At 71.1% G+C, this 18666-nt stretch carries 14 protein-coding genes; 6 read left to right on the plus strand and 8 right to left on the minus strand.

Annotation, left to right across the window (positions count from 1 at the left end; genetic code table 11):
• Positions 1 to 30: 30 nt before the first annotated feature.
• The 4 genes from ID574_RS30240 to ID574_RS30255 form a co-directional block, all read right to left on the minus strand.
• Positions 31 to 300, minus strand: coding sequence for a WhiB family transcriptional regulator (locus tag ID574_RS30240; protein ID WP_188192396.1), 270 nt, complete (start codon positions 298 to 300; stop codon positions 31 to 33).
• A gap of 130 nt (positions 301 to 430) precedes the next feature.
• The gene (locus tag ID574_RS30245; protein WP_188192397.1) at positions 431 to 697 is read right to left on the minus strand and encodes a hypothetical protein; all 267 of its coding nucleotides are present in this window, start codon (positions 695 to 697) and stop codon (positions 431 to 433) included.
• 126 nt (positions 698 to 823) lie between these two features.
• On the minus strand, positions 824 to 1693 hold the full coding sequence (tesB, locus tag ID574_RS30250; protein ID WP_188192398.1) for an acyl-CoA thioesterase II: 870 nt from the start codon (positions 1691 to 1693) through the stop codon (positions 824 to 826).
• A gap of 121 nt (positions 1694 to 1814) precedes the next feature.
• Positions 1815 to 3851 carry an ATP-dependent DNA helicase UvrD2 gene (locus ID574_RS30255; RefSeq protein WP_188192399.1) on the minus strand — a complete coding sequence of 679 codons (2037 nt, stop codon included), beginning with the start codon at positions 3849 to 3851 and terminating at the stop codon, positions 1815 to 1817.
• A gap of 154 nt (positions 3852 to 4005) precedes the next feature.
• On the opposite strand from ID574_RS30255, the gene ID574_RS30260 reads away from it, so the two are divergent.
• Complete coding sequence (locus ID574_RS30260) at positions 4006 to 4911, plus strand: alpha/beta hydrolase (RefSeq protein ID WP_223167223.1); 906 nt, start codon at positions 4006 to 4008, stop codon at positions 4909 to 4911.
• Between the two features lie 86 nt (positions 4912 to 4997).
• A complete protein-coding gene (locus ID574_RS30265) occupies positions 4998 to 5249 on the plus strand; it encodes a mycoredoxin (RefSeq protein WP_188192400.1) in 252 nt (83 codons plus the stop codon).
• 101 nt (positions 5250 to 5350) lie between these two features.
• On the opposite strand, the gene ID574_RS30270 is transcribed toward ID574_RS30265, so the two are convergent.
• Both ID574_RS30270 and nudC read right to left on the minus strand, forming a co-directional pair.
• Entirely contained in the window at positions 5351 to 5728 is a 378-nt protein-coding gene (locus ID574_RS30270) for a hypothetical protein (RefSeq protein ID WP_188192401.1), read from the minus strand.
• A gap of 63 nt (positions 5729 to 5791) precedes the next feature.
• Positions 5792 to 6766, minus strand: a complete 975-nt coding sequence (nudC, locus tag ID574_RS30275; RefSeq protein WP_223167224.1) for an NAD(+) diphosphatase — start codon at positions 6764 to 6766, stop codon at positions 5792 to 5794.
• A gap of 145 nt (positions 6767 to 6911) precedes the next feature.
• Here nudC and ID574_RS30280 point away from each other — a divergent pair, with 145 nt between their 5' ends.
• Genes ID574_RS30280 through ID574_RS30295 form a run of 4 tightly spaced genes read left to right on the plus strand, consistent with a single transcriptional unit; the run spans position 6912 to position 12177 of the window.
• Positions 6912 to 8048 carry an ATP-grasp domain-containing protein gene (locus tag ID574_RS30280; protein WP_188192403.1) on the plus strand — a complete coding sequence of 379 codons (1137 nt, stop codon included), beginning with the start codon at positions 6912 to 6914 and terminating at the stop codon, positions 8046 to 8048.
• Positions 8045 to 9586: an IucA/IucC family protein gene (locus ID574_RS30285; protein ID WP_188192404.1), complete on the plus strand. Its 1542-nt coding sequence runs from the start codon at positions 8045 to 8047 to the stop codon at positions 9584 to 9586. The genes ID574_RS30280 and ID574_RS30285 overlap by 4 nt, the downstream gene beginning before the upstream one ends.
• A complete protein-coding gene (locus tag ID574_RS30290; protein WP_188192405.1) occupies positions 9587 to 11119 on the plus strand; it encodes an IucA/IucC family protein in 1533 nt (510 codons plus the stop codon).
• Positions 11116 to 12177 carry a type III PLP-dependent enzyme domain-containing protein gene (locus ID574_RS30295; RefSeq protein WP_188192406.1) on the plus strand — a complete coding sequence of 354 codons (1062 nt, stop codon included), beginning with the start codon at positions 11116 to 11118 and terminating at the stop codon, positions 12175 to 12177. Before ID574_RS30290 ends, ID574_RS30295 begins: the two co-directional genes overlap by 4 nt.
• On the opposite strand, the gene ID574_RS30300 is transcribed toward ID574_RS30295, so the two are convergent.
• Together ID574_RS30300 and ID574_RS30305 are read right to left on the minus strand one after the other, a co-directional pair.
• On the minus strand, positions 12137 to 15415 hold the full coding sequence (locus ID574_RS30300) for an ATP-dependent helicase (RefSeq protein WP_188192407.1): 3279 nt from the start codon (positions 15413 to 15415) through the stop codon (positions 12137 to 12139). The genes ID574_RS30295 and ID574_RS30300 overlap by 41 nt on opposite strands.
• Complete coding sequence (locus ID574_RS30305; protein WP_188192408.1) at positions 15409 to 18570, minus strand: ATP-dependent helicase; 3162 nt, start codon at positions 18568 to 18570, stop codon at positions 15409 to 15411. Before ID574_RS30305 ends, ID574_RS30300 begins: the two co-directional genes overlap by 7 nt.
• Positions 18571 to 18666: the final 96 nt, after the last annotated feature.

An 18666-nucleotide genomic window follows, 5' to 3' on the forward strand; every position in this document is an offset into this window, starting at 1 on the left:
TCGCTTTCTTGCTCGTAGGTGCGAGGTGGTTCAGGCAGCGACCGGGTGCTTGCGAGGACGCCCGCGCGGACGCTTTCGGGGAACGATGGTCCCCCGGAGGATCAGTTCGCCGCCCCAGACGCCCCACGGCTCCTCGCGCTCGAGCGCGCGGTCGAGGCAGGCCTTCTGGATCGGGCAGCCCCCGCAGAGCGCCTTCGCGAACTCCACGTCCTCCGGGGACTCGGCGAACCACAGGTCAGGGTCGGTACGACAGGGGATCTTGGCTTCGTCGATCAGGTCCATGATCGTCTTGGCCCCCATCTGCTTCTCCTTTTTGGTCGATCTTTTTGATCTTGGTCGGGCACCTCGTAGGTGGGTCGGGATCACGGACAAACAAGAAGGCCGCGGATCCTGTGTGCGGATCCGCGGCCTGGAGGCTGGTATGTGCCGGTCAGGTTATGACCGGTGCATCCCTCCAGGGTTGCGGACCGCACAGTCCACCCTTGGTGAGCTGGTTGGCCGGCAGTTCGATACGTGCGGTGTAGACAGGAGCCTCTTGCGCAGCGGCGCCAAAGAAGTGGCCCGTGCGGTAAGCGGCGGCGGCCTGGCTACGGACAGACTTCTGCTGCCGCAGCTTGGCCGGCCCATCGACGAGCCTCACCGAGTCACGGCATGCGGAAGCGAGCCACTGCGTGGCCGACATCTTGATGCTGATCACCGGGGCTCACCTCCACTCTCGAGATCGTCGGAACAGGAGTGTCCGACTCGCTTGACCATGACCCTAAACCGGGAACCCGGGAAGGGGCAACTTATTTTCTACCTGCGACTTTGTGAATTTCTACGATTACTTCAGTGGCCGGATCATGGCTTCCTGAACAACGGAGACCACGAGGTCACCCGACGCAGTGAACATCTCACCGCGCGCCAACCCCCGCGCACCGGCCGACCATGGGGACTCCTGAGCGTAGAGCAACCAGTCGTCGGCACGGAAGGGGCGGTGGAACCACATGGCGTGGTCCAGCGACGCCCCCATGATGTTGGAGACCCCCCACGCCATGCCGTGCGCCAGCAGGATCGTGTCGACCAGCGTGAAGTCGGAGGCGTACGCGGCCAGCACCACGTGCAGGAGCGGGTCGTCGGGCAACTCGGCGTCGTATCGGAACCACACGTTGGTCTTGGCACTGCGCAGTTCGGGCTTCTGGTACGCCTCCCACGTCAGCGGCGAGGCGTGCCGGGAGTCCACGGGCCGGGGCCGCGACAGCCAGTCGCGGAACTCGGGGTGGTCGCCGACCAGCTCGAGCATCCGTTCCTGGAACGTGGGCAGCGTCTCGGCATCCGGCACGGAAGGCATCACGGACGCCTGGTGCTCCACACCCTCCTCGGGGATGTGGAACGACGCCGACATCGTGAAGATCGCCTTGCCGTGCTGGACCGCGACGACCCTGCGGGTGGTGAACGACCGCCCGTCGCGTACGCGCTCCACGTTGTAGACGATCGGGATCGACGGGTCGCCGGGGCGGATGAAGTACGCGTGGAGTGAGTGCACGTACCGGTCCTTGGAGACCGTACGGCCGGCCGCGACCAGGGCCTGCGCCGCCACCTGGCCGCCGAAGACGCGTTGGATGCGCTCCTCGGGGCTCCTTCCCCGGAAGATGTCCAGCTCGATCTGCTCCAAATCGAGCAAATCCAGCAGTTCTTTGAGCGCCTCGTTCACGTCTCCGTCTCCCTTGCGCCGTCCGATCCTTGGACAAGTCTGACGTGTCGCCCATTTCGCCCTAAAGGCGGCCTGGCGTGTCTGTTGATTCCGGTGATTCCGGCTCGTGGTTTCGCGGCCGTCAAGAGCCGCGGCAGAGGGAGAGGACGGCCTCGCCGTAGCGGTCGATCTTCACCCGGCCGATGCCCGTGATCGACAGCAGCTCCTGCTCGGTCGTCGGCGCCCGCTCCGCGATCGCCTGCAACGTCACGTCGGTGAAGACGACGTACGGCGGGACCTTGGACTCCTTGGCCGTGGCCGTGCGCCATGCCTTCAGCCGCTCCAGCAGCCCCTCGTCGTAGTCGGCCGGGCAGGTGGCGCACCGGCCCAGCTTCTGCTCGGCCGCCGCCACCAGCGTCTTCGCGCAGACCCGGCAGCTGACCGGAGCGGCGACCGTACGGCGCTCGCGGCTCGCCGGCGCGACCCGGGGCGGCGAGGAGGCGCGGCCGGTGAGCCCGTCGAGGAAGCGGGACGGGCGGCGGCTCTTGCGGCCGCCGGGCGAACGGGCCAGCGCCCACGACAGGGTCAGGTGCTCGCGGGCCCGGGTGATGCCGACGTAGAGCAGGCGCCGCTCCTCCTCGATCTGCTCGGGAGTCTCCGCGTAAATGATCGGGAGCATGCCGTCGGTGAGGCCTACCAGGAACACGGCGTCCCATTCCAGGCCTTTGGCGGCGTGCAGCGAGGCCAGGGTGACGCCCTCCACGGGCGGCGCGTGCTGCTCGGAGGCCCGGCGTTCCAGCTCGGCGACGTACGTCGGCAGGTCGGCGCCCTCGGCGGCCATGTCTTCCGCCAGGTCGGCCAGGGCCTTCAGCGACTCCCACCGCTCCCTGGCCTTGCCGCCGCCAGGCGGCGAGGGGGTAAGGCCGACGCCGCCGAGGATGTTGTGCACCTCCGCCGCGAGCGGTGCGCCGGTGGCCGAGCGGGCGGCGCCGCGCAGCAGGACGACCGCCTGTCGGACCTCGGGGCGTTCGAAGAAGCGCTCGGCGCCGCGCAGCATGTAGGGGATCTCGGCCTTGGACAGGGCCTCCTCGTACGCCTCCGACTGGGAGTTGACCCGGAAGAGCACCGCGATCTCACGCGCCGGCACGCCCTTGTCGAGCAGTTTCCTGATGGCCCTGGCGACGCCTGCGGCCTCGGCGGGCTCGTCGTCGTAGTCGGCGAAGACCGGCTTGGGGCCGTCGGGGCGCTGGGCGATCAGCTCCAGGCGGTGCGGCGACCGGCTCTTGGCGATCACTAGATTGGCCAGGTCGACCACCTGCGGGGTCGAGCGGTAGTCGCGCACGAGTTTGATCACGGTGGCCTGCGGGTGCTCCACCGCGAAGCCGGTCAGGTAGCGCGGGCTGGCGCCGGTGAAGGAGTAGATCGTCTGGTTGGGATCGCCGACCACGCAGATGTCGTCGCGACCGCCGAGCCAGGTGTCGAGCAGGAGCTTCTGCAGCGGGTTGACGTCTTGATACTCGTCGACCACGAAATAGCGGTATTGCTGGCGGATCTGCGCCGCCACCTCCTGGTGCTCGGTCATCACCGCCGCCGTCAGCTCCAGGATCGTCTCGAAGTCGACCAGGTGGCGCTCGCGCCTGAGCTGCTCGTACGCCTCGTAGAGCCGGGCGATCTCCTCCGCCGGCGTGGGAGGGGTGCGGTGGTGCTTGGCCGCGGCGGCGACGTAGTCGTCGGGGCCGATCTGGGTGACCTTCGCCCACTCGATCTCCGAGGCGATGTCCCGCAACTCGGACCGATCCGGATTTTTCCGGATCTGGCGGCATGCCTCCGCAAGCACCGGCAGCTTCGACTCGATGACCGACGGCGCCTCGCCACCGATCACCCGCGGCCAGAAGTAGGTGAGCTGCCGCAGCGCGGCCGCGTGGAACGTGCGGGCCTGCACGCCGGGTGCCCCCAGGGCGCGCAGCCGCTGGCGCAACTCTCCGGCCGCGCGCGTGGTGAACGTCACAGCCAGCACGCTCTGGGCGTCGACGACCCCGCTGCGCACGGCGTACGCGATCCTGTGGGTGATCGCCCTGGTCTTGCCCGTGCCCGCGCCCGCGAGCACGCACACCGGCCCGCGCACGGCCTCGGCGACCTCGCGCTGCTCCGGGTCGAGGCCGATCAGGACGTCGTCCACATTTGTCACCTGTTCATCTTCCCAGCACTGGCGGCCATGGACTTTATTCTGGCAACATGCGGGCCGTCATAGGTTCGTTGGTCAACGAGATGCAAAGAACAGCTCTCTTCCCCCACAATGGGGCCGACCATGCTGCATGGGGGAAAGGAAGGCCGTGCGAACTGCGGTTTGCGTGGGCGCTCTCGCGCTCGCTGCCGTTGTGCTCACACCCGTCGCCGCCACCGCGACGGCGAAGGAGCCCACTCCCGCCCCCACCGTGAGCAACCCGGTGGACTCCGAAGGGATCGGCGGCCTCAGCACGGAGACGGTCGCGTACGGCTCGCACCGCCGCCAGCAGATGGACGTCTGGTGGACCCCCGACGGCATGCAGCGGCCCGGCGTCTTCCTGATCCACGGCGGCTGGTGGTCGAGCGGCGACAAGAGGTACATGAAGGAGATCACCCGTAGCTACGCCGACCTCGGCTACACGGTCTTCAACCTCAACTATCGCCTGTCCGGCGACGCGGCCTGGCCCGCGCAGCGCACCGACGCGCTGGCGGCGATCGCGGCAGCACGCAAGCACGCCGAGCGGTGGGCGTTCGACCCGAACAACTACGTGGTGGTGGGCTTCTCCGCGGGCGGGCACATCGCGGCGGCCGTCGGCACGTACGGCGACGGCATCAGCGGCCTGAAGGGCGTCGTGGGGCTGTCGCCGATCATCTCGCCGCTGCGGGCGTACACCGACGGCGCGAACACCACCGACCGCAGCAAGCGCAAGCTCCGCGACTCCGCGATCCGCCTGGCCGGCGGCTGCGAGCCCAAGGGCAAGTGCTCGCGGGTCTGGGCCAGCATGGAGGTGGCCTGGCACGCCAGCGCCCACGACGCGCCGATGCTGACCATCCACGCGCAGGACGAGTTCGTGCCGCCGGTGCAGAGCCAGCTGCTCAAGCAGATGCTCGGCCAGGTCGGCGTGCCGGTGACGGTGGTCACCCAGCCGGGCGCCAACCACAGCGCGCCCCTCTACCGGGAGCCGGGAGTGGCCGAGCGCGTGCAGGCGTGGATCGTCGAGCGCATCGGCTAGGCGCGGGTCTTCCTCGGGATTAACCGGGGGCCGTGCATTGTTTCAACGAGCGCCTCACATTCCTTGACCTTGGAGGATCTTCCGACATGGCGCTCACGGTCTACAGCACCACCTGGTGCGGCCCCTGCAAGCGGCTGAAGTCGCAGCTCGCCCGCGAGGGCATCAACTTCACCGAGGTCGACATCGAGCGCGATCCGTCGGCGGCCGAGTTCGTGATGAGCGTCAACAACGGCAACCAGACGGTGCCGACCGTGGTGATCGACACGCCGGACGGGCGTGTGGTGCGGACGAATCCCTCTGTCGTGGAGGTCAAGCTGCTGTTGGAGAGCGCGGCCTGAATTCTCGGGGTACGACACAAGCCCCCGGCTGGGAGGGCCGAGGGCTTGTGCAATAGCATTGCCGCGAGGACCTGGGTGCTAGGCTCACTCAGGTCCTCAGATCAGTGGGCGTGGTTGTCGAACTTCTCCTCCAACCGCTGGATCTCGCCCTTGACGTCTGCGATGTCGGCCTTGAGCTCAGAGCGGACGCCCGCGATCTCCGTCTTGAGCTCGGTCTTCGCGAGGCTGAGTTGGAGCTTGAACTCGATGTCACGTCGCAGGTTGTCCTCCTTGAGGTCGGTCACGGCCTTGGAGAGCGCGCCGCTCATCACGTTGATGACGTTCTTCCCCATCTCCTGCGTGATCGCCTGCGTGTGCTTCACCATCTCCTGCGTGTAGCGCTGGATCTTGTCCTCGATCGCGACCTCCACGGCCGCGAACTGGATCGCGTGCTTCTGGCGCTCGAGACCGACGAGTTCTCGCATGTGTGTTTCATCCATGGGCATGACTTTACACACTCCCTAACGTTTCGTGTTCATGAGATCACGCAAAGCGAAATCCCGCTACCAGTCGCCCGACAGATGCCCGCCGTACCAGGTCTCGACGAGGCGGCGGGCGATCGAGACCGGGGGCGGGAGGCGTACCTCTCCTGACTGCAGGGCCTCCAGCAGCTCCTCCCGGGAGAACCAGCGGGCCTCGGCGATCTCTTCCCCGTCGAGCCGGAGTGTCGTGGTGACGGCGTCGGCGAAGAAGCCGAGCATGAGGCTGCGCGGGAAGGGCCACGGCTGGCTGCCGAGATAGCGCGGGTTGGCGACGGTGATGCCGACCTCCTCGGCGACCTCGCGCACCACGGCGTGCTCCAGCGACTCCCCCGGCTCGACGAACCCCGCCAGGATCGACAGGCGGCCCTTCGGCCACTGGGGGCCGCGGGCGAGCAGGCAGCGGTCGCGCTCGTCGCGGACCAGCATGATCACGGCCGGGTCGACGCGCGGGAAGTGCTGGCTGGCGTCCTGCGGGCAGACGCGGATGTGGCCGCCCGCCTGGATCTCGGTGCGGGCGCCGCAGCGTGGGCAGTGTTCGTGTGTCGCGTGCCAGGCCTCGATCGCCACGGCGTAGACCAGCAGGCCCGCGTCGCGGTCGCCGAGCAGGCCGCCGACCTGGCGCAGCCCGGCCGCCACCGGCTTGCCGTCGGGGGTGTCGCCCAGCTTCATCGCGAACGTCACGCGCCCGTTGACCTCGCCCTTCGGCACGCCGGGCAGCGGCGCGGCCACCGCGAAATAGGCGATTCCGTCCTCGACGCCCAGGAGGTAGCGCGGCCCTGGCGGCGCGTCCGCAGGAGCGTACAGCACCGCCCGCACCTCATCGCCGACCCGCCGCACCAGCGTGTGACCGTCGTCGATCACCAGCACCCTGGTCGTGGGGTCGGACCACGCCTGCTCCAGCCACCGGCCGTCGGCACGCAGCGCCGAGGATCTGTCGATCGTGCCGCGTGCGAGAAGCAGGGGTCCGATGAGTTGCTCTTCCGCGGTCGTCTCCACTGGCCGCCCCCTCCCAAATCCCATGTCATCCTATGACCTCGTGGTTAGCGCTTGATTGGCGAATCAGGGCCCCGAGGTGATCGCCCTGGGGCTAAGATCGACGGGTTAGGTTAGCCTTACCTGATCCCTCGGGGGTGCCTTCGCGTTGCGGCTCTACCTGACCGCGCTCAAGCCGACCGACTCCGTGACGGACGGTTTCCTGCCCGCGGCCCGCGCGCTCGGCTGCGAAGTGACGATCCTTACGGATCGGCCGGAGCGGCACCCGCACGCGGTGGCGTGCGACGTACGCGACCCGCGCGCCCTGATCGACGCGATCGAGCAGCTCGGCAGGCCCGACGCGATCTTCTCCAACTCCGACCACCTGCAGGCCGAGACGGCGCTGGCCGCCGCCTACTTCGGGCTGCCGGGCAAGGACTGGCGGGCGTGCGTGGCCGCCAAGAACAAGTTCCTGATGCGTCGCAAGCTCCTCGAGACCGGAATCGAGCAGGTCAGGTCAGTACGGCTCGCCCCCGGCGACCCGATTCCGGACGGCCTGCCCTATCCGGTGGTGGTGAAACCCCGTGAGGGTGTGGCCAGCGAGGACGTCCTGTTCGTCGAGCGCGACCTGGCCGGGGCCGTGGCCGAGATCAGGAGGCGGCGGCCGGGCGAGGCGCTGGTCGTGGAGGAATACCTCGAAGGGCCGCTGCGGACGCTGGAGACGCTGGGCGACGGGGACGAGGTGCGGGTGCTCGGCGGGTTCGAGACGACCCTGGGGCCGCTGCCGTACTTCGTCGAGGAGCGGCTGGACTGGACGCCCCGGCAGGAGGACGGCCACGTGCTGGCGGCGCTGCGGGCTCTGGGCGTCGGGTTCGGAGCCTGTCACACCGAGTACGTCCTCACCGCCGGCGGGCCGCGCGTCATCGAGGTGAACTACCGGGTGATCGGCGACCACTGCGACTTCCTGATGGGAGACGTGCTCGGGGTGCCGCTGTTCGAGTGGATCCTGCGGGTCCACCTCGGCGAGTCGTTGCCCGCCATGCCGGCGGTGTCGCGGCACGGGAGTGCGGTGAGCGTCGTCGCCGATCGGGCCGGGACCATCAAGGCCGGGCCGGAGCGGGAGTACGTGGAGCGCGGCGAGGTGCGGTTGTGGCATCGGCCGCTGCGGGACGTGGGCGACGTCGTCTTCGTTACCCATACGAACCGGGACTACCTGGGCGTCATCCGGGCCGTCGGGCCCGATCGCGCGCGGGTGGACGCGGCCGTGGAGGAGTACCGCGCCGCGCGGCCGTGGGTGATCGAATGAGCGATCGGGAGGCTTATCTGGCCGCCCGGGTGCTGAACGCGCTGCTGCGGGAGGACTACGGCGGACTGGCCGGGCGTGTCACCAGGGTCAAGGACGGCGTCGGGATGCTCCTGGCGGACGGGCGGTGGGTGCGCCTGGTGCCTGGGCTGCTGTTCCAGGACTTCGTGGTCGCGGAGGACGAGCGGCTGGGGCTGGAGCAGGTGCTGGAGACGCTGGTAAAGGTGGCCGACCCGGCGGACTCGGAAGGAGTGGCGGCTTTCTTCGAGGAGTGCCTGGTGGCGCTGAGCGCCCTGGAGCTGCACGACGCCCATGCTGCCGAGGTGCTGCGGCGGGGGCCTTCGTATGAGGCGCTGGCGGCATTCGTGGATCATCCGGTTTATCCGACATCGCGGGCGCGGATCGGAGTGTCGGAGGATGACCTGCCGGCCTATGCGCCGGAGTTCGCGCCTTCGTTCGAGCTGCGGTGGGCGGTGGTGCCGCGCCGTGCACTTGCGCCGGGCTCCGCCGCACGGCTTCCCGTCGACGCGGCGCCCTGGGGTGCTGCGGAAACGGGGGTGGCGGACGAAGGCGGCGGGCCGGCCTGGGAGGCGGGGCCGGATGAGGTGCTGTTTCCCGTGCATCCACTCGCTGTGGACGAGGCGCGGAAGGTCGGCGGGGTGCGGGTTCTCGACGAGGCGCGGGTCGCGGTGCGGCCCACTCTGTCCATGCGGACCGTGGAGATCGACGCCCGCACGCATATCAAGCTGCCGCTGCCGATCAGCACCCTGGGCGTGCGGAACAGGCGGTCGATCAAGCCGGGGACGCTCGCCGACGGCGCGAGAGCCGAGCTGCTGCTGCGGGAGCTGGCCGATCCCGACGTCTTGCTCGCCGACGAGCAGACCTACGCCTACACCGAGGACGAATACCTCGCCTGGATGGTCAGGCGGCTGCCCGAGGGGAAGATCGTGCCGGTGGCCGCGCTCAACGCGCCCGGCGTGCTCGCCGAGCTCCGCGAGCTCGGCGACGTCATCCCCGAATACCTGCGGCTCCTGCTGCGGTGGAACGTGCGGCTGTTCGTCCGGTACGGCGTCGCGCTGGAGGCGCACCAGCAGAACCTCGCCGTGGTCTTCCAGGGTGACCGCATGCGACTGCTGGTCAAGGACAACGACGGGCTGCTGGCGTCCCCGGCGCGGCTGCGGGCGGCCGGGATCGACGTGCCGGCGTTCGCCGACGAGCGGATGCTCACCGACGACCCGCACGCGCTGGCCGACGTCTTCGTGACCATCACCCTGCACCTGGCGGCCGCGGCCGTGGCGTTCGGGGCGCTGCCGCACGCCCGCGCCGCGGCCCTGCTGCGCGACACGCTCGCCGAGGCGCTCGGTGAGCACGGCGACCACCCGATGGCCCGGCTCCTGCGCGCCAGGACGCTGGAGGCGGCCCGGCTCACGGGCAAATCCATGGTCACGGCCGGGACGCTCGTGGCCAAGGAACGTTCCGGCGCGCGCGACATCAACAAGTACTACGGCACCAGCGGCCCCAACTATCTGAGGAGAGCTTGAATGCAGATTTCGGCCATCGACGCGCCCACCGCGCTGGCCGAGGAGGCGACGCTGGCGGCCCTGCTGCGCTGCTGCGTGCGGGAGGCGGCCGGGCCGCGCGGCCTGGTGTGGCCGGCGCCGCCGTACGTGCTGCTGCGGGTGGCGGGCACGCTGCTGCGGGCGCGCACGTACGGCGGCGCGGCGCTGCGCTTCGACGGCCCGCCCGAGCGTCTGGAGGACGGCTCCTGGCGGCCGCTGACGGCGGACGAGCTGGTCGGGCTCGTCGAGGCCGACCTGCAGGGGCACAACGGCGAGTTCGCCGGCCAGGTCGCGGCCAGCAGGGCGGCCGTGGCGGCGATCCTGCGGGCCAGGGCCGAGGCCGAGCCGCCCGCCGATCCGTGGCTGGCCTCGGAGCAGGCGCTGGTGTACGGGCATCCGTTCCACCCGAGCCCCAAGGCACGCGGCGGGGACGGCTGGCTGCGGTACGCGCCCGAGGCGCACGCCACGTTCCCGGTGCGGCTGCTCGGCGTGCGCGAGGACGTTCTCGCCGAAGAGGGCGACGTCCGGGCGCTGGAGGGCATGGGGCGGGCGCCCGCCGGCTACCGGCTGTTGCCGGCGCATCCGTGGCAGCTCGAACTCCTGCGGCCCGAGTTCGGGGCCGAGCTGATCGACCTCGGGCCGGGGCCGGTCGTGACGCCCACGTCGTCGGTGCGGACCGTGTACGCCCCTGAGGCCGGGGTCTGCCTGAAGTTCTCCCTGGACGTGCGGATCACCAACTGCGTACGCAAGAACGCGTGGTACGAGCTGGCCGGGGCCGTGGAGCTCACCTCACGACTGAAGCCCATGTTCGAGGAGATGTCGGCCGAGCACCCCGCCACCCGCTGGCTCCCCGAGCCCGGCTACCGTACGGCCGCCCTCGGCACCCGGCTCCACGAGGGCCTGGGTGTGATCGTGCGGGAGAGCCCGTGGGCGGCCTGCGACGCCGGCGTGACACCGGTGCTGGCCGCCGCGCTCGCCCTGGACGCCCCGGCGCGGGATCCGCTGGCGTGGTGGTCGGCGTACGTGTCGGCGGTGGCGCTGCCGGTGCTGGAGCTGTACTTCACGCACGGCGTCGTACTGGAACCCCACCTGCAGAACGTCCTGGTCGGCCTGGACGCGTCCGGGATGCCCGCGCAGGCGGTCTTCCGCGACCTGGAGGGCACCAAGCTCGTCGCGGGCCGCCACGACCTCGGCGGGGTGCATCCCGAGGTCGCCCGGGCGCTCACCTACGACGCCGAGCGCGGCTGGGCCAGGGTCGTCTACTGCCTGCTCGTCAACCACCTCACCGAGATCGCCGCCACCGTGGCCGGGCCGGACGACGCGCTGCTGCGCGAGCTGTGGGGGATCGCCCGCGGCCTGCTGGCCAAGCTCGCCGCCGACCTCGGCTGGCCGCTCCCCCTGTCGGACCTGCTGGCCGGGGCGCCGCTGCCCGCCAAGGCGAACCTGGGCGTGCGCTGGGCCAGGGCCGCCGACCGAGCGGCCGGCTACGTCCCGATCGCGAACCCCCTCGCATGAACCGCGTCCTGGAGGCCGCACCGGCCCTGGACTCCCCCGCCTACCTCTACGACCTGCCCGCCCTCGACCAGCACGTCGCGGCGGTGCGGCGGGCGCTTCCCGGCGTCGAGCTGTACTACGCGGTCAAGGCCAACCCCGACGCCGAGCTGCTGCGCGTGCTGGCCGGGCACGTGGACGGGTTCGAGGTGTCGTCGGCGGGCGAGCACGCGCACGTCACGGGCCTCCTGCCGGGCGTGCGGGTGGCGCTCGGCGGTCCCGGCAAGACCGACGCCGAGCTGCGGCTGCCGCACCACCGCATCCACGTCGAGTCCCCTAACGAGCTGCGCCGCCTCCTCGCCACCGGTCTGGAGGCCGACGTGCTGCTCAGGATCAACCCCGACCTGCCGGTCGAGGGCGCGGCGCTCACGATGAGCGGGCCGTTCGGGATGGACGAGGCGGGCGTGGCGGAGTGCCTGCCGCTCTTCGGCGAGCGCGTACGGCTCCGCGGCCTGCACGCCCACCTCGCCAGCGGCCTCCAGGCGCCCCAGCTGCTCGAGCTGGCGGGGAAGCTGCTGGACAACGACTACGAGGAGGTCAACCTCGGCGGCGGCATGGCGGTGTCCTACACGGCCCCCGGCGACCGGTTCGACTGGGCGGCCTACGGCGCCGGGCTGGAGGGGATCGGGCGGGGCCGCAGGCTGCGGATCGAGCCGGGTCGGGCGCTGACCGCGTACTGCGGCTCCTACGTGACCCGGGTCGTGGACGTGAAGCGGGTGCGCGGCGAGGCGTACGCGATCCTGCTGGGCGGCACCCACCACCTGCGCACCCCCGTGACCAAGGGCCACGACCAGCCGTTCACGATCCTGCCCACAGGCGACGGGCCGGGCGTCTCGGACGAGCCGATCACGTTCGTGGGCCAGCTGTGCACGCCAAAGGATGTTTTCGCACGAAATATCGTGACCTCGGCCCGCGTCGGCGACACCGTGGTCTTCGAGATGGCCGGGGCCTACGCCTGGAACATCTCACACCACGACTTCCTCATGCACCCGAAGCCGGCTTTTCACTATCTACGCGCTTGACGCTCTCGATGAGGGCGACGAGGCCGTCGGCGTCCAGCAGGTTCACCGGGCGCACGGTGCGGTTCGCGCGTACGTAGTGGAAGGCCGCGGCCACCTTCTCCAGGGGCACGCCGGCCAGGTGCGACCAGGCCAGCCGGTACGCCGCCAGCTGCACCGACGCCGCCTTGGCCGCCTTGCCCCTGGGCGGCTGGCCGGTCTTCCAGTCGACGACCTCGTAGCCGCCGTCGGGCAGCTCGAAAACGGCGTCCATCCGCCCGCGCACCAGCCGGTCGCCGATCATGGTCTCGAACGGCACCTCCATGTCCACAGGGCGTCTGTCGGCCCACTCGCTCTGCTCGAACCGCTCCTGCAGCTCGGCCAGCCGCACGTCGGCCTCCTCCAGCTCGTCGTACAGCTCGAGGTCGTCGATCAGCCGCTGCTGGTCCCAGCGCGTCTCCAGCCACTTGTGGAACGACGTGCCGCGGCGGGCCAGCGGTGCGGGCTTGACCGGGACGGGACGGCGGATCCTGCGGGCCAGCTCGCGCGGGTCGGTGGCCAGCGTGACCAGCGACGACACGGTCAGCTTGGTCGGCAGCTCGACGATCGTGGCCGGCTGCCTGCGGTGCAGCTCGCGCTCGCGCAGCAGCAGCTCGGTGTCGCGTTCCCACGCCCGCAGCCGCTCCTCCTCGTACGCCCGCAGCGGCTCGTCCTCCTCGGCCTCGATCAGCGTGCCGGCCAGGGCGTCCTCGACCAGGCGGGCGCCGTCGAGCACGGACTCGTAGCGCACGCCCTCGGGCGTGACCGGCCAGACGGCCGCGGCGGGCTCGGCCAGCAGCGGGTTCGTGGCGCCCTCGGCCACGTCCTCGGCCCAGAACGAGACGCGGTCGGCGGTGTCGCGGATCTCCAGCAGGAAGTCCGACGGCTCCAGCGGCTTGGTGGCGGTGCCCCAGCGGTAGCCGGAGGCGATCAGGTGGTAGTGGGCGCGGGTGACGGCCACGTACGCCAGCCTGCGCTCCTCCGTGAGGTCCCGCTCGCGGCACAGCTCGTCGAAGACGGCCAGTTCCTCCTTGCTGAGCCCGCTCAGCCTGGGCAGGTCGGCGGCGTCGCCGCGCAGCGGGTACGGCAGCTTGCGCGGGTTGTCCGTCCACCGGCTGTTCATCACCGGCGTGGCGGGGAAGATGCTGCCCGTCGCGATCGTCCCCTTCGAGCTGACCAGCTGCGACAGCCCCGGCACGACCACGATCGGCCATTCCAGGCCCTTGGAGGCGTGGACGGTCATCAGCTTGACGCTGTTGCTGTCGCCGACCCGGCCGCCCTCCAGCCCGAACTCCTCGCTCTCCGCTGCCTGCAGGTAGGCCAGGAACGCCCCCAGCGTCGGGTCCTCGGCGTCGCCCGCGAACCTGGACGCCGCGTCGATGAACGCGTCGAGGTCGGCCCGCGCCGCGAACAAGCTCGCCGTGCCGCTGCGTGCCCCGACCTCGACGTCCAGCCCGAGCCTGCGCTCCACCTCGGTGATCAGGTCGGGCAGCGGCTGGGCGGTGTGCGCCCTGAGCTGGCGCAGCTCCTGGGCGAGCGCCAGCAGCCGGCTGCGGGCCAGCGGCGAGAACGCCTCCAGCCACTCGTCCCTTTCCGGCAGCTCGTCGAGGGCGTCCACCAGGCTGCCGCGTTCCTCGGCCAGGTCGGCCACCACCTGGTCGAGCGGGTCCTCCACGCGCTCGGTCTCGCTCAGCTCGCGGGCCAGCTCCCTGGCGCACTCACCGAGCACCCGCAGGTCGGCGGGGCCGATCCGCCAGCGGGGGCCGGCCAGCAGGCGGGCCAGCGCGTCGCCGGCCGTGGCGTCGTACAGGACGCGGAGGGTGGCGACGATGTCGCTCACCTCGGGGACGGTCAGCAGGCCGCCGAGGCCGACCACCTCGACCGGGATGTCACGTTCCTCCAGGGCCTTGCGCAGCGCAGGGAACTGTGAGCGCTTCCTGGCCAGGATCGCGACGTCCTGGGGCTGGATGGCGAGGGTCTTCTTGCGTTCCTTCTCGCCCCACGGCATGCCGTCGGGGGCGACCTCCTGGCCGAGGATCTTGGCGATGCCGTCGGCGATCCACTTGGCCTCGTCCTCGGCGGTCTCGTGGAAGGCGCACGTGACGCGGCCCCGCTCGACCCGGTTGGGGCCGGGGACGAGGACGGGGACCTCGCGGGCCTCCATGCGGAGCGGGAGCTGGACGCGGGCGGCGACGTCGAGGACGCGGTCGCCGTTGCGGAAGCTGACGCTGAGCTGACGGACGGGGGCGGGGTCACCCGCGCTTGTCCGGAAATCTCGGGAAAAGCGGCGAAGGTTGCCTGCAGAGGCGCCGCGCCAGCCGTAGATCGACTGACAGGGGTCGCCGACGGCCGTGACCGCGTGGCCGCCGCCGTACAGGGAACGCAGCAGCACCAGCTGGGCGTGGCTGGTGTCCTGATATTCGTCGAGCAGGACCACCGAATAGCGCTGACGCTCGATCTCGCCGACTTCCTTGTGGTTGGCGGCGATCCTGGCGGCCAGCGCCATCTGGTCGCCGTAGTCGATGACCTCACGGCTGCGCTTGAGCCGTTCGTACGCCTCCACCAGCGGCAGCAGCTGCTCCCGCGCCGCCTGGACGGTGAGCGGCCTTCGCTGCGCGAGCGTGGTGCGGCCGGACAGCAGGGCGTGCCTGTCCTGCAGCCACTCCCCCATCCTCCGGACGTCGTGAGGCCCCCGAAGGTGCTCCGACAGCTCGCCGGCCAGCTCCAGCAGGGCGGCCGTGACCGACGGCGGGCCCAGCTCGATCTTGTCCATCGGCCCGTCGTACATCGCCACCACCCGCGAGGCCAGCTGCCACGACACCGCCGGGGTGACCAGGCGCATGGTGGGCTCCAGGCCCTCGCGCAACGCGTGGTCGGTGAACAGGCGGGCGGCGTAGGCGTGGTAGGTGGAGACGGTCGGCTCGTTGTCGAGCGCCCCCGGCTCGACCAGGCCCGCCTCCGCCAGCCCGGTGAGCCGCTCCCTGACGCGGGAGGCCAGCTCGGCGGCGGCCTTGCGGGTGAAGGTCAGGCCCAGCACGTTCTCCGGCTTGACCAGGCCGTTGGCGACCAGCCACACCACGCGCCCTGCCATGGTCTCGCTCTTGCCGGAGCCCGCGCCGGCAATGACGACCATCGGCTCCAGCGGCGCCTCGATGACCGCGGCCTGCTCGTTGGTCGGGGGAAGGATGCCGAGCTTGCCGGCGAGTTCGGCGGGGGTCAGCACACCTGGCCCCCGTTGTCGTTGACCGGGCAGCTCGCCCTGGCCGCGCACGTACGGCAGCCGTCGTTGACCTTGGCCTGGAAGAAGGGCCCTGACATGCCGGTCGCGACCGTGTCGACAAGGTCGCCGGCCCAGCCGGGGTTGTCGTCCTCCGACAGCGCTCCCTGGCGCTGCTCCAGCGCGTCGTTCTTGCCTCCCGCCTTGCCCAGCTGCACCAGCGCCGCCCCGCCCGGCTCCGTCATGCCGTGCCGGGCGAACGCGCCCAGCAGCGCGGCCAGCTGGTAGACGCCGAGCTGCGGGTGGCGGTCGAGGTCGCCGGCCTTCGGCTTGGAGCCGCCGGTCTTGAGGTCGATGATCACGGCGCGGTTGTCGGAGTCGCGCTCCACGCGGTCCACGCGGCCCTTGATCTGCACGCCGTCGGAGACCATCGCGGTGAACGACTCTTCCAGCGCCACCAGCTCGCGCGGGTTCTCCTTGTGCCAGCGCAGGAACTTGCCGATCATCTGCTCAGCGACCTGGCGCTGCTTGCGGTTGTACCAGGTGCCGCCGAAGTCCAGCTCGTGCCAGATCCGGTCGAGGCGCTCGCCCAGGAGGTCCTCGCTCGGCAGGTCGGTGGCCGCCAGCACGGCCAGGGCGTGGATGACGTTGCCGAGGCCCTGCGCCGTGCTGGTGCCGGCCGCGCCGACGGCGGTCTCCAGGAGCCAGCGCAGGCCGCACTTGGTGAAGCTCTCGACCGCCGACGGGGAGATGCTGACGACGCCGTCGGGCCAGCTCAGGGGGCGGTCGTCGGAGATCGGCGTGAGGGCGTACCAGTCGTTGGGGTGGGCGCCCTGGACGCCGGCGGCGGCGAGGCGGGCGAGCTGCTGCGCGGCCTTCTGCCTCATCTTCCGTGGTTTGGTGGGGTCGGTCACCGCGCTGCGCAGGTCCGCCACCAGCGCGGACATGTTCAGCCAACGGGCGCGGTCGTCCATCGTGGCCGCCTCCACCGCGCCCGGCATCAGCTCCGACAGGAACCTGGACGGCCGCTCGTCGGTGTCGTCGCCGCCCACCGCCGTCACCACGAGCTTGCGCCTGGCCCTGGTGGCGGCAACGTAGAACAGCCTGCGCTCCTCGGCCAGCAGCTTGGAGACCAGCGAGGCGGCGTTCGGCTCGGCGCCCTCGACGACCTCGACGAGGTCCTCGACGCCGAGCATCGACCCGCGCAGCCGCAGATCCGGCCAGACGGCCTCCTGCACCCCTGCGACGACCACGACGTCCCATTCGAGGCCCTTGGAGCGGTGGGCGGTCAGCACGCGCACGGCGTCGCCGTCGGGGGCCCGGTCGGCCAGCGTGTCGCCGGGGATCTCCTGCGCGGCCAGGTCGTCGATGAACACCTCGGGACCGGCCTTCGGCATCCGGTCCACGAACTTGGCCGCCTGGTCGAACAGGGCCACGACCGCGTCCAGATCGCGATCGGCCTGCGCTCCCCTCGGGCCGCCCGACATGCTGAGCTCGGTCCAGCGCTCGGCCAGGCCGCTGGCGTTCCACACGGCCCACAGGAGGTCCTCCGCCGTGCCCTCCGTGTCCCTGGCCTCCCTGGCGACGGCGAGGAGCTTGGCGACGCGCTCGGCGGGCAGCGCGACGTGGGGCTCAACGCGGGTGAGCTCGCGGACGTCCTGCACGGCCGCGACGAGCAGCTCCCCGGAGGAACGCGGGTCACCGTCGGAGGCCTCGTTCTCGGCGATCTTGAGCGCGCGGCGGAGGCGGCGCACGCCGATCATGTCGGTGCCGCCCAGCGGGCCCGTCAGCAGCTCCTCGGCCACCCCCTCGTCGAGCTGGGCGGGGTCGAGCGCGACTTTGAGCATGGTGAGCAGGGGGCGCACGCCCGGCTCCTGGGCGATCGGCACCTCGTCGCCGGCGATCATCGTCGGGACGCCGGCGTTGGTCAGCGCGCGGCGCAGCAGCGGCACCTGCCGGCGGGCCGAGCGCACCAGCACCGCCATCCGGTGCCACGGCACGCCGTCGATCAGGTGGGCGCGCCGCAGCGTGTCGGCCACGATCGCCGCCTCCTGGCTGGTGCTGTCGGCCAGCAGCACGCGTACGCTGCCCTCCGGGGTGTCCGGCAGCGGCACCAGGTCGCGGTGGTCGTGCCGGTGGTCGAAGCCGGGGGCCACGGGCAGCTTGGCGGCGACGCGGCGGGAGGCCTCGAGCAGGCCGCTTCCGCTCCTGCGGCACACGCGCAGCGCCAGCACCGGCGCGTCGCGGCCGTCGCGAGTCCTGAACCGCTGGGGGAACTGCATGATCCCCTGGACGTCGGCGCCCCTGAACCCGTAGATCGACTGGTCGGGGTCGCCCACCGCCACCAGGTCGCGCCCGTCGCCCGCGAGCCGGGCCAGCAGCAACTCCTGCGCCGGGTCGGTGTCCTGGTATTCGTCCACGAACACCACCTCGTGCGCCGCCCGCTCCCGCTCCAGGACCTCCGGCCTGGCCAGCAGCGCCGAGGCGGCCCTGATCAGCTCGGCGTAGTCGTAGGTCTCCTCCGGGTCGAGGTCGAACCGGTCCTGGTAGCGCTCGGCGAACCGGCCGGCGGCCACCCAGTCGCTCCTGCCGTGCCGCCGGCCCAGCTCGACCAGCCGCTCGCCGTCGAGGCCACGCTCGTTGGCCCTGGACAGGAAGTCCCGCAGCTCCTCGGCGAAACCGCGGGTCTTGAGCGGCTCGCGCAGCGACGCCGGCCAGTCGAGTGCGCCGTTCTCCAGCTCGCCGTGGAGCAGCCGACGGATCTCCAGCAGCTGCTCAGGGCCCGTGAGCAGGCGCGGCGGGGCCTTGCCCTCGAGGATCGACTCGCGGCGCAGGAGGGCGTACGCGTAGGAGTGGAAGGTCAGGGCGAGCGGGGTGCGGGTGGTGCGGCGCAGGCGGGCGGTGACGCGCTGGCGCAGCTCCTCGGCGGCCTTGCGGCTGAAGGTGAGGATGAGCACGCGTTCGGGGTCCAGTCCGCGCCGCTCGATGCGGTCGACGACGCTCTCCACGATCGTGGTGGTCTTGCCGGTGCCCGGACCTGCGAGGACGAGGAGGGGACCGCTCTGGTGTTCGACCACGGCACGCTGGTGCTCGTCGAGCACAGGGGGCACAACAGGGCCGCCGTTGCCGCGCCGTACCAACCGCCAGGTCTGACCACTCACAGCACTAGATTCCACCAGACCACAGGGGTAGATCGTGCCGACTTGCCCGGTCCGCTTACCGTACCGGGGCAAATGCCGCGCTATCCGACGACACGC

This window comes from Nonomuraea sp. SYSU D8015 (assembly GCF_008065375.1).
Classification (GTDB): domain Bacteria; phylum Actinomycetota; class Actinomycetes; order Streptosporangiales; family Streptosporangiaceae; genus Nonomuraea.

Coding starts and splice junctions, on each gene's coding strand:
- ID574_RS30240 (WP_188192396.1), bottom strand. CDS start 300: ATGGGGGCCAAGACGATCATGGACCTGATCGACGAAGCCAAGATCCCC.
- ID574_RS30265 (WP_188192400.1), top strand. CDS start 4,998: ATGGCGCTCACGGTCTACAGCACCACCTGGTGCGGCCCCTGCAAGCGG.
- ID574_RS30270 (WP_188192401.1), bottom strand. CDS start 5,728: ATGGATGAAACACACATGCGAGAACTCGTCGGTCTCGAGCGCCAGAAG.
- ID574_RS30285 (WP_188192404.1), top strand. CDS start 8,045: ATGAGCGATCGGGAGGCTTATCTGGCCGCCCGGGTGCTGAACGCGCTG.
- ID574_RS30290 (WP_188192405.1), top strand. CDS start 9,587: ATGCAGATTTCGGCCATCGACGCGCCCACCGCGCTGGCCGAGGAGGCG.
- ID574_RS30295 (WP_188192406.1), top strand. CDS start 11,116: ATGAACCGCGTCCTGGAGGCCGCACCGGCCCTGGACTCCCCCGCCTAC.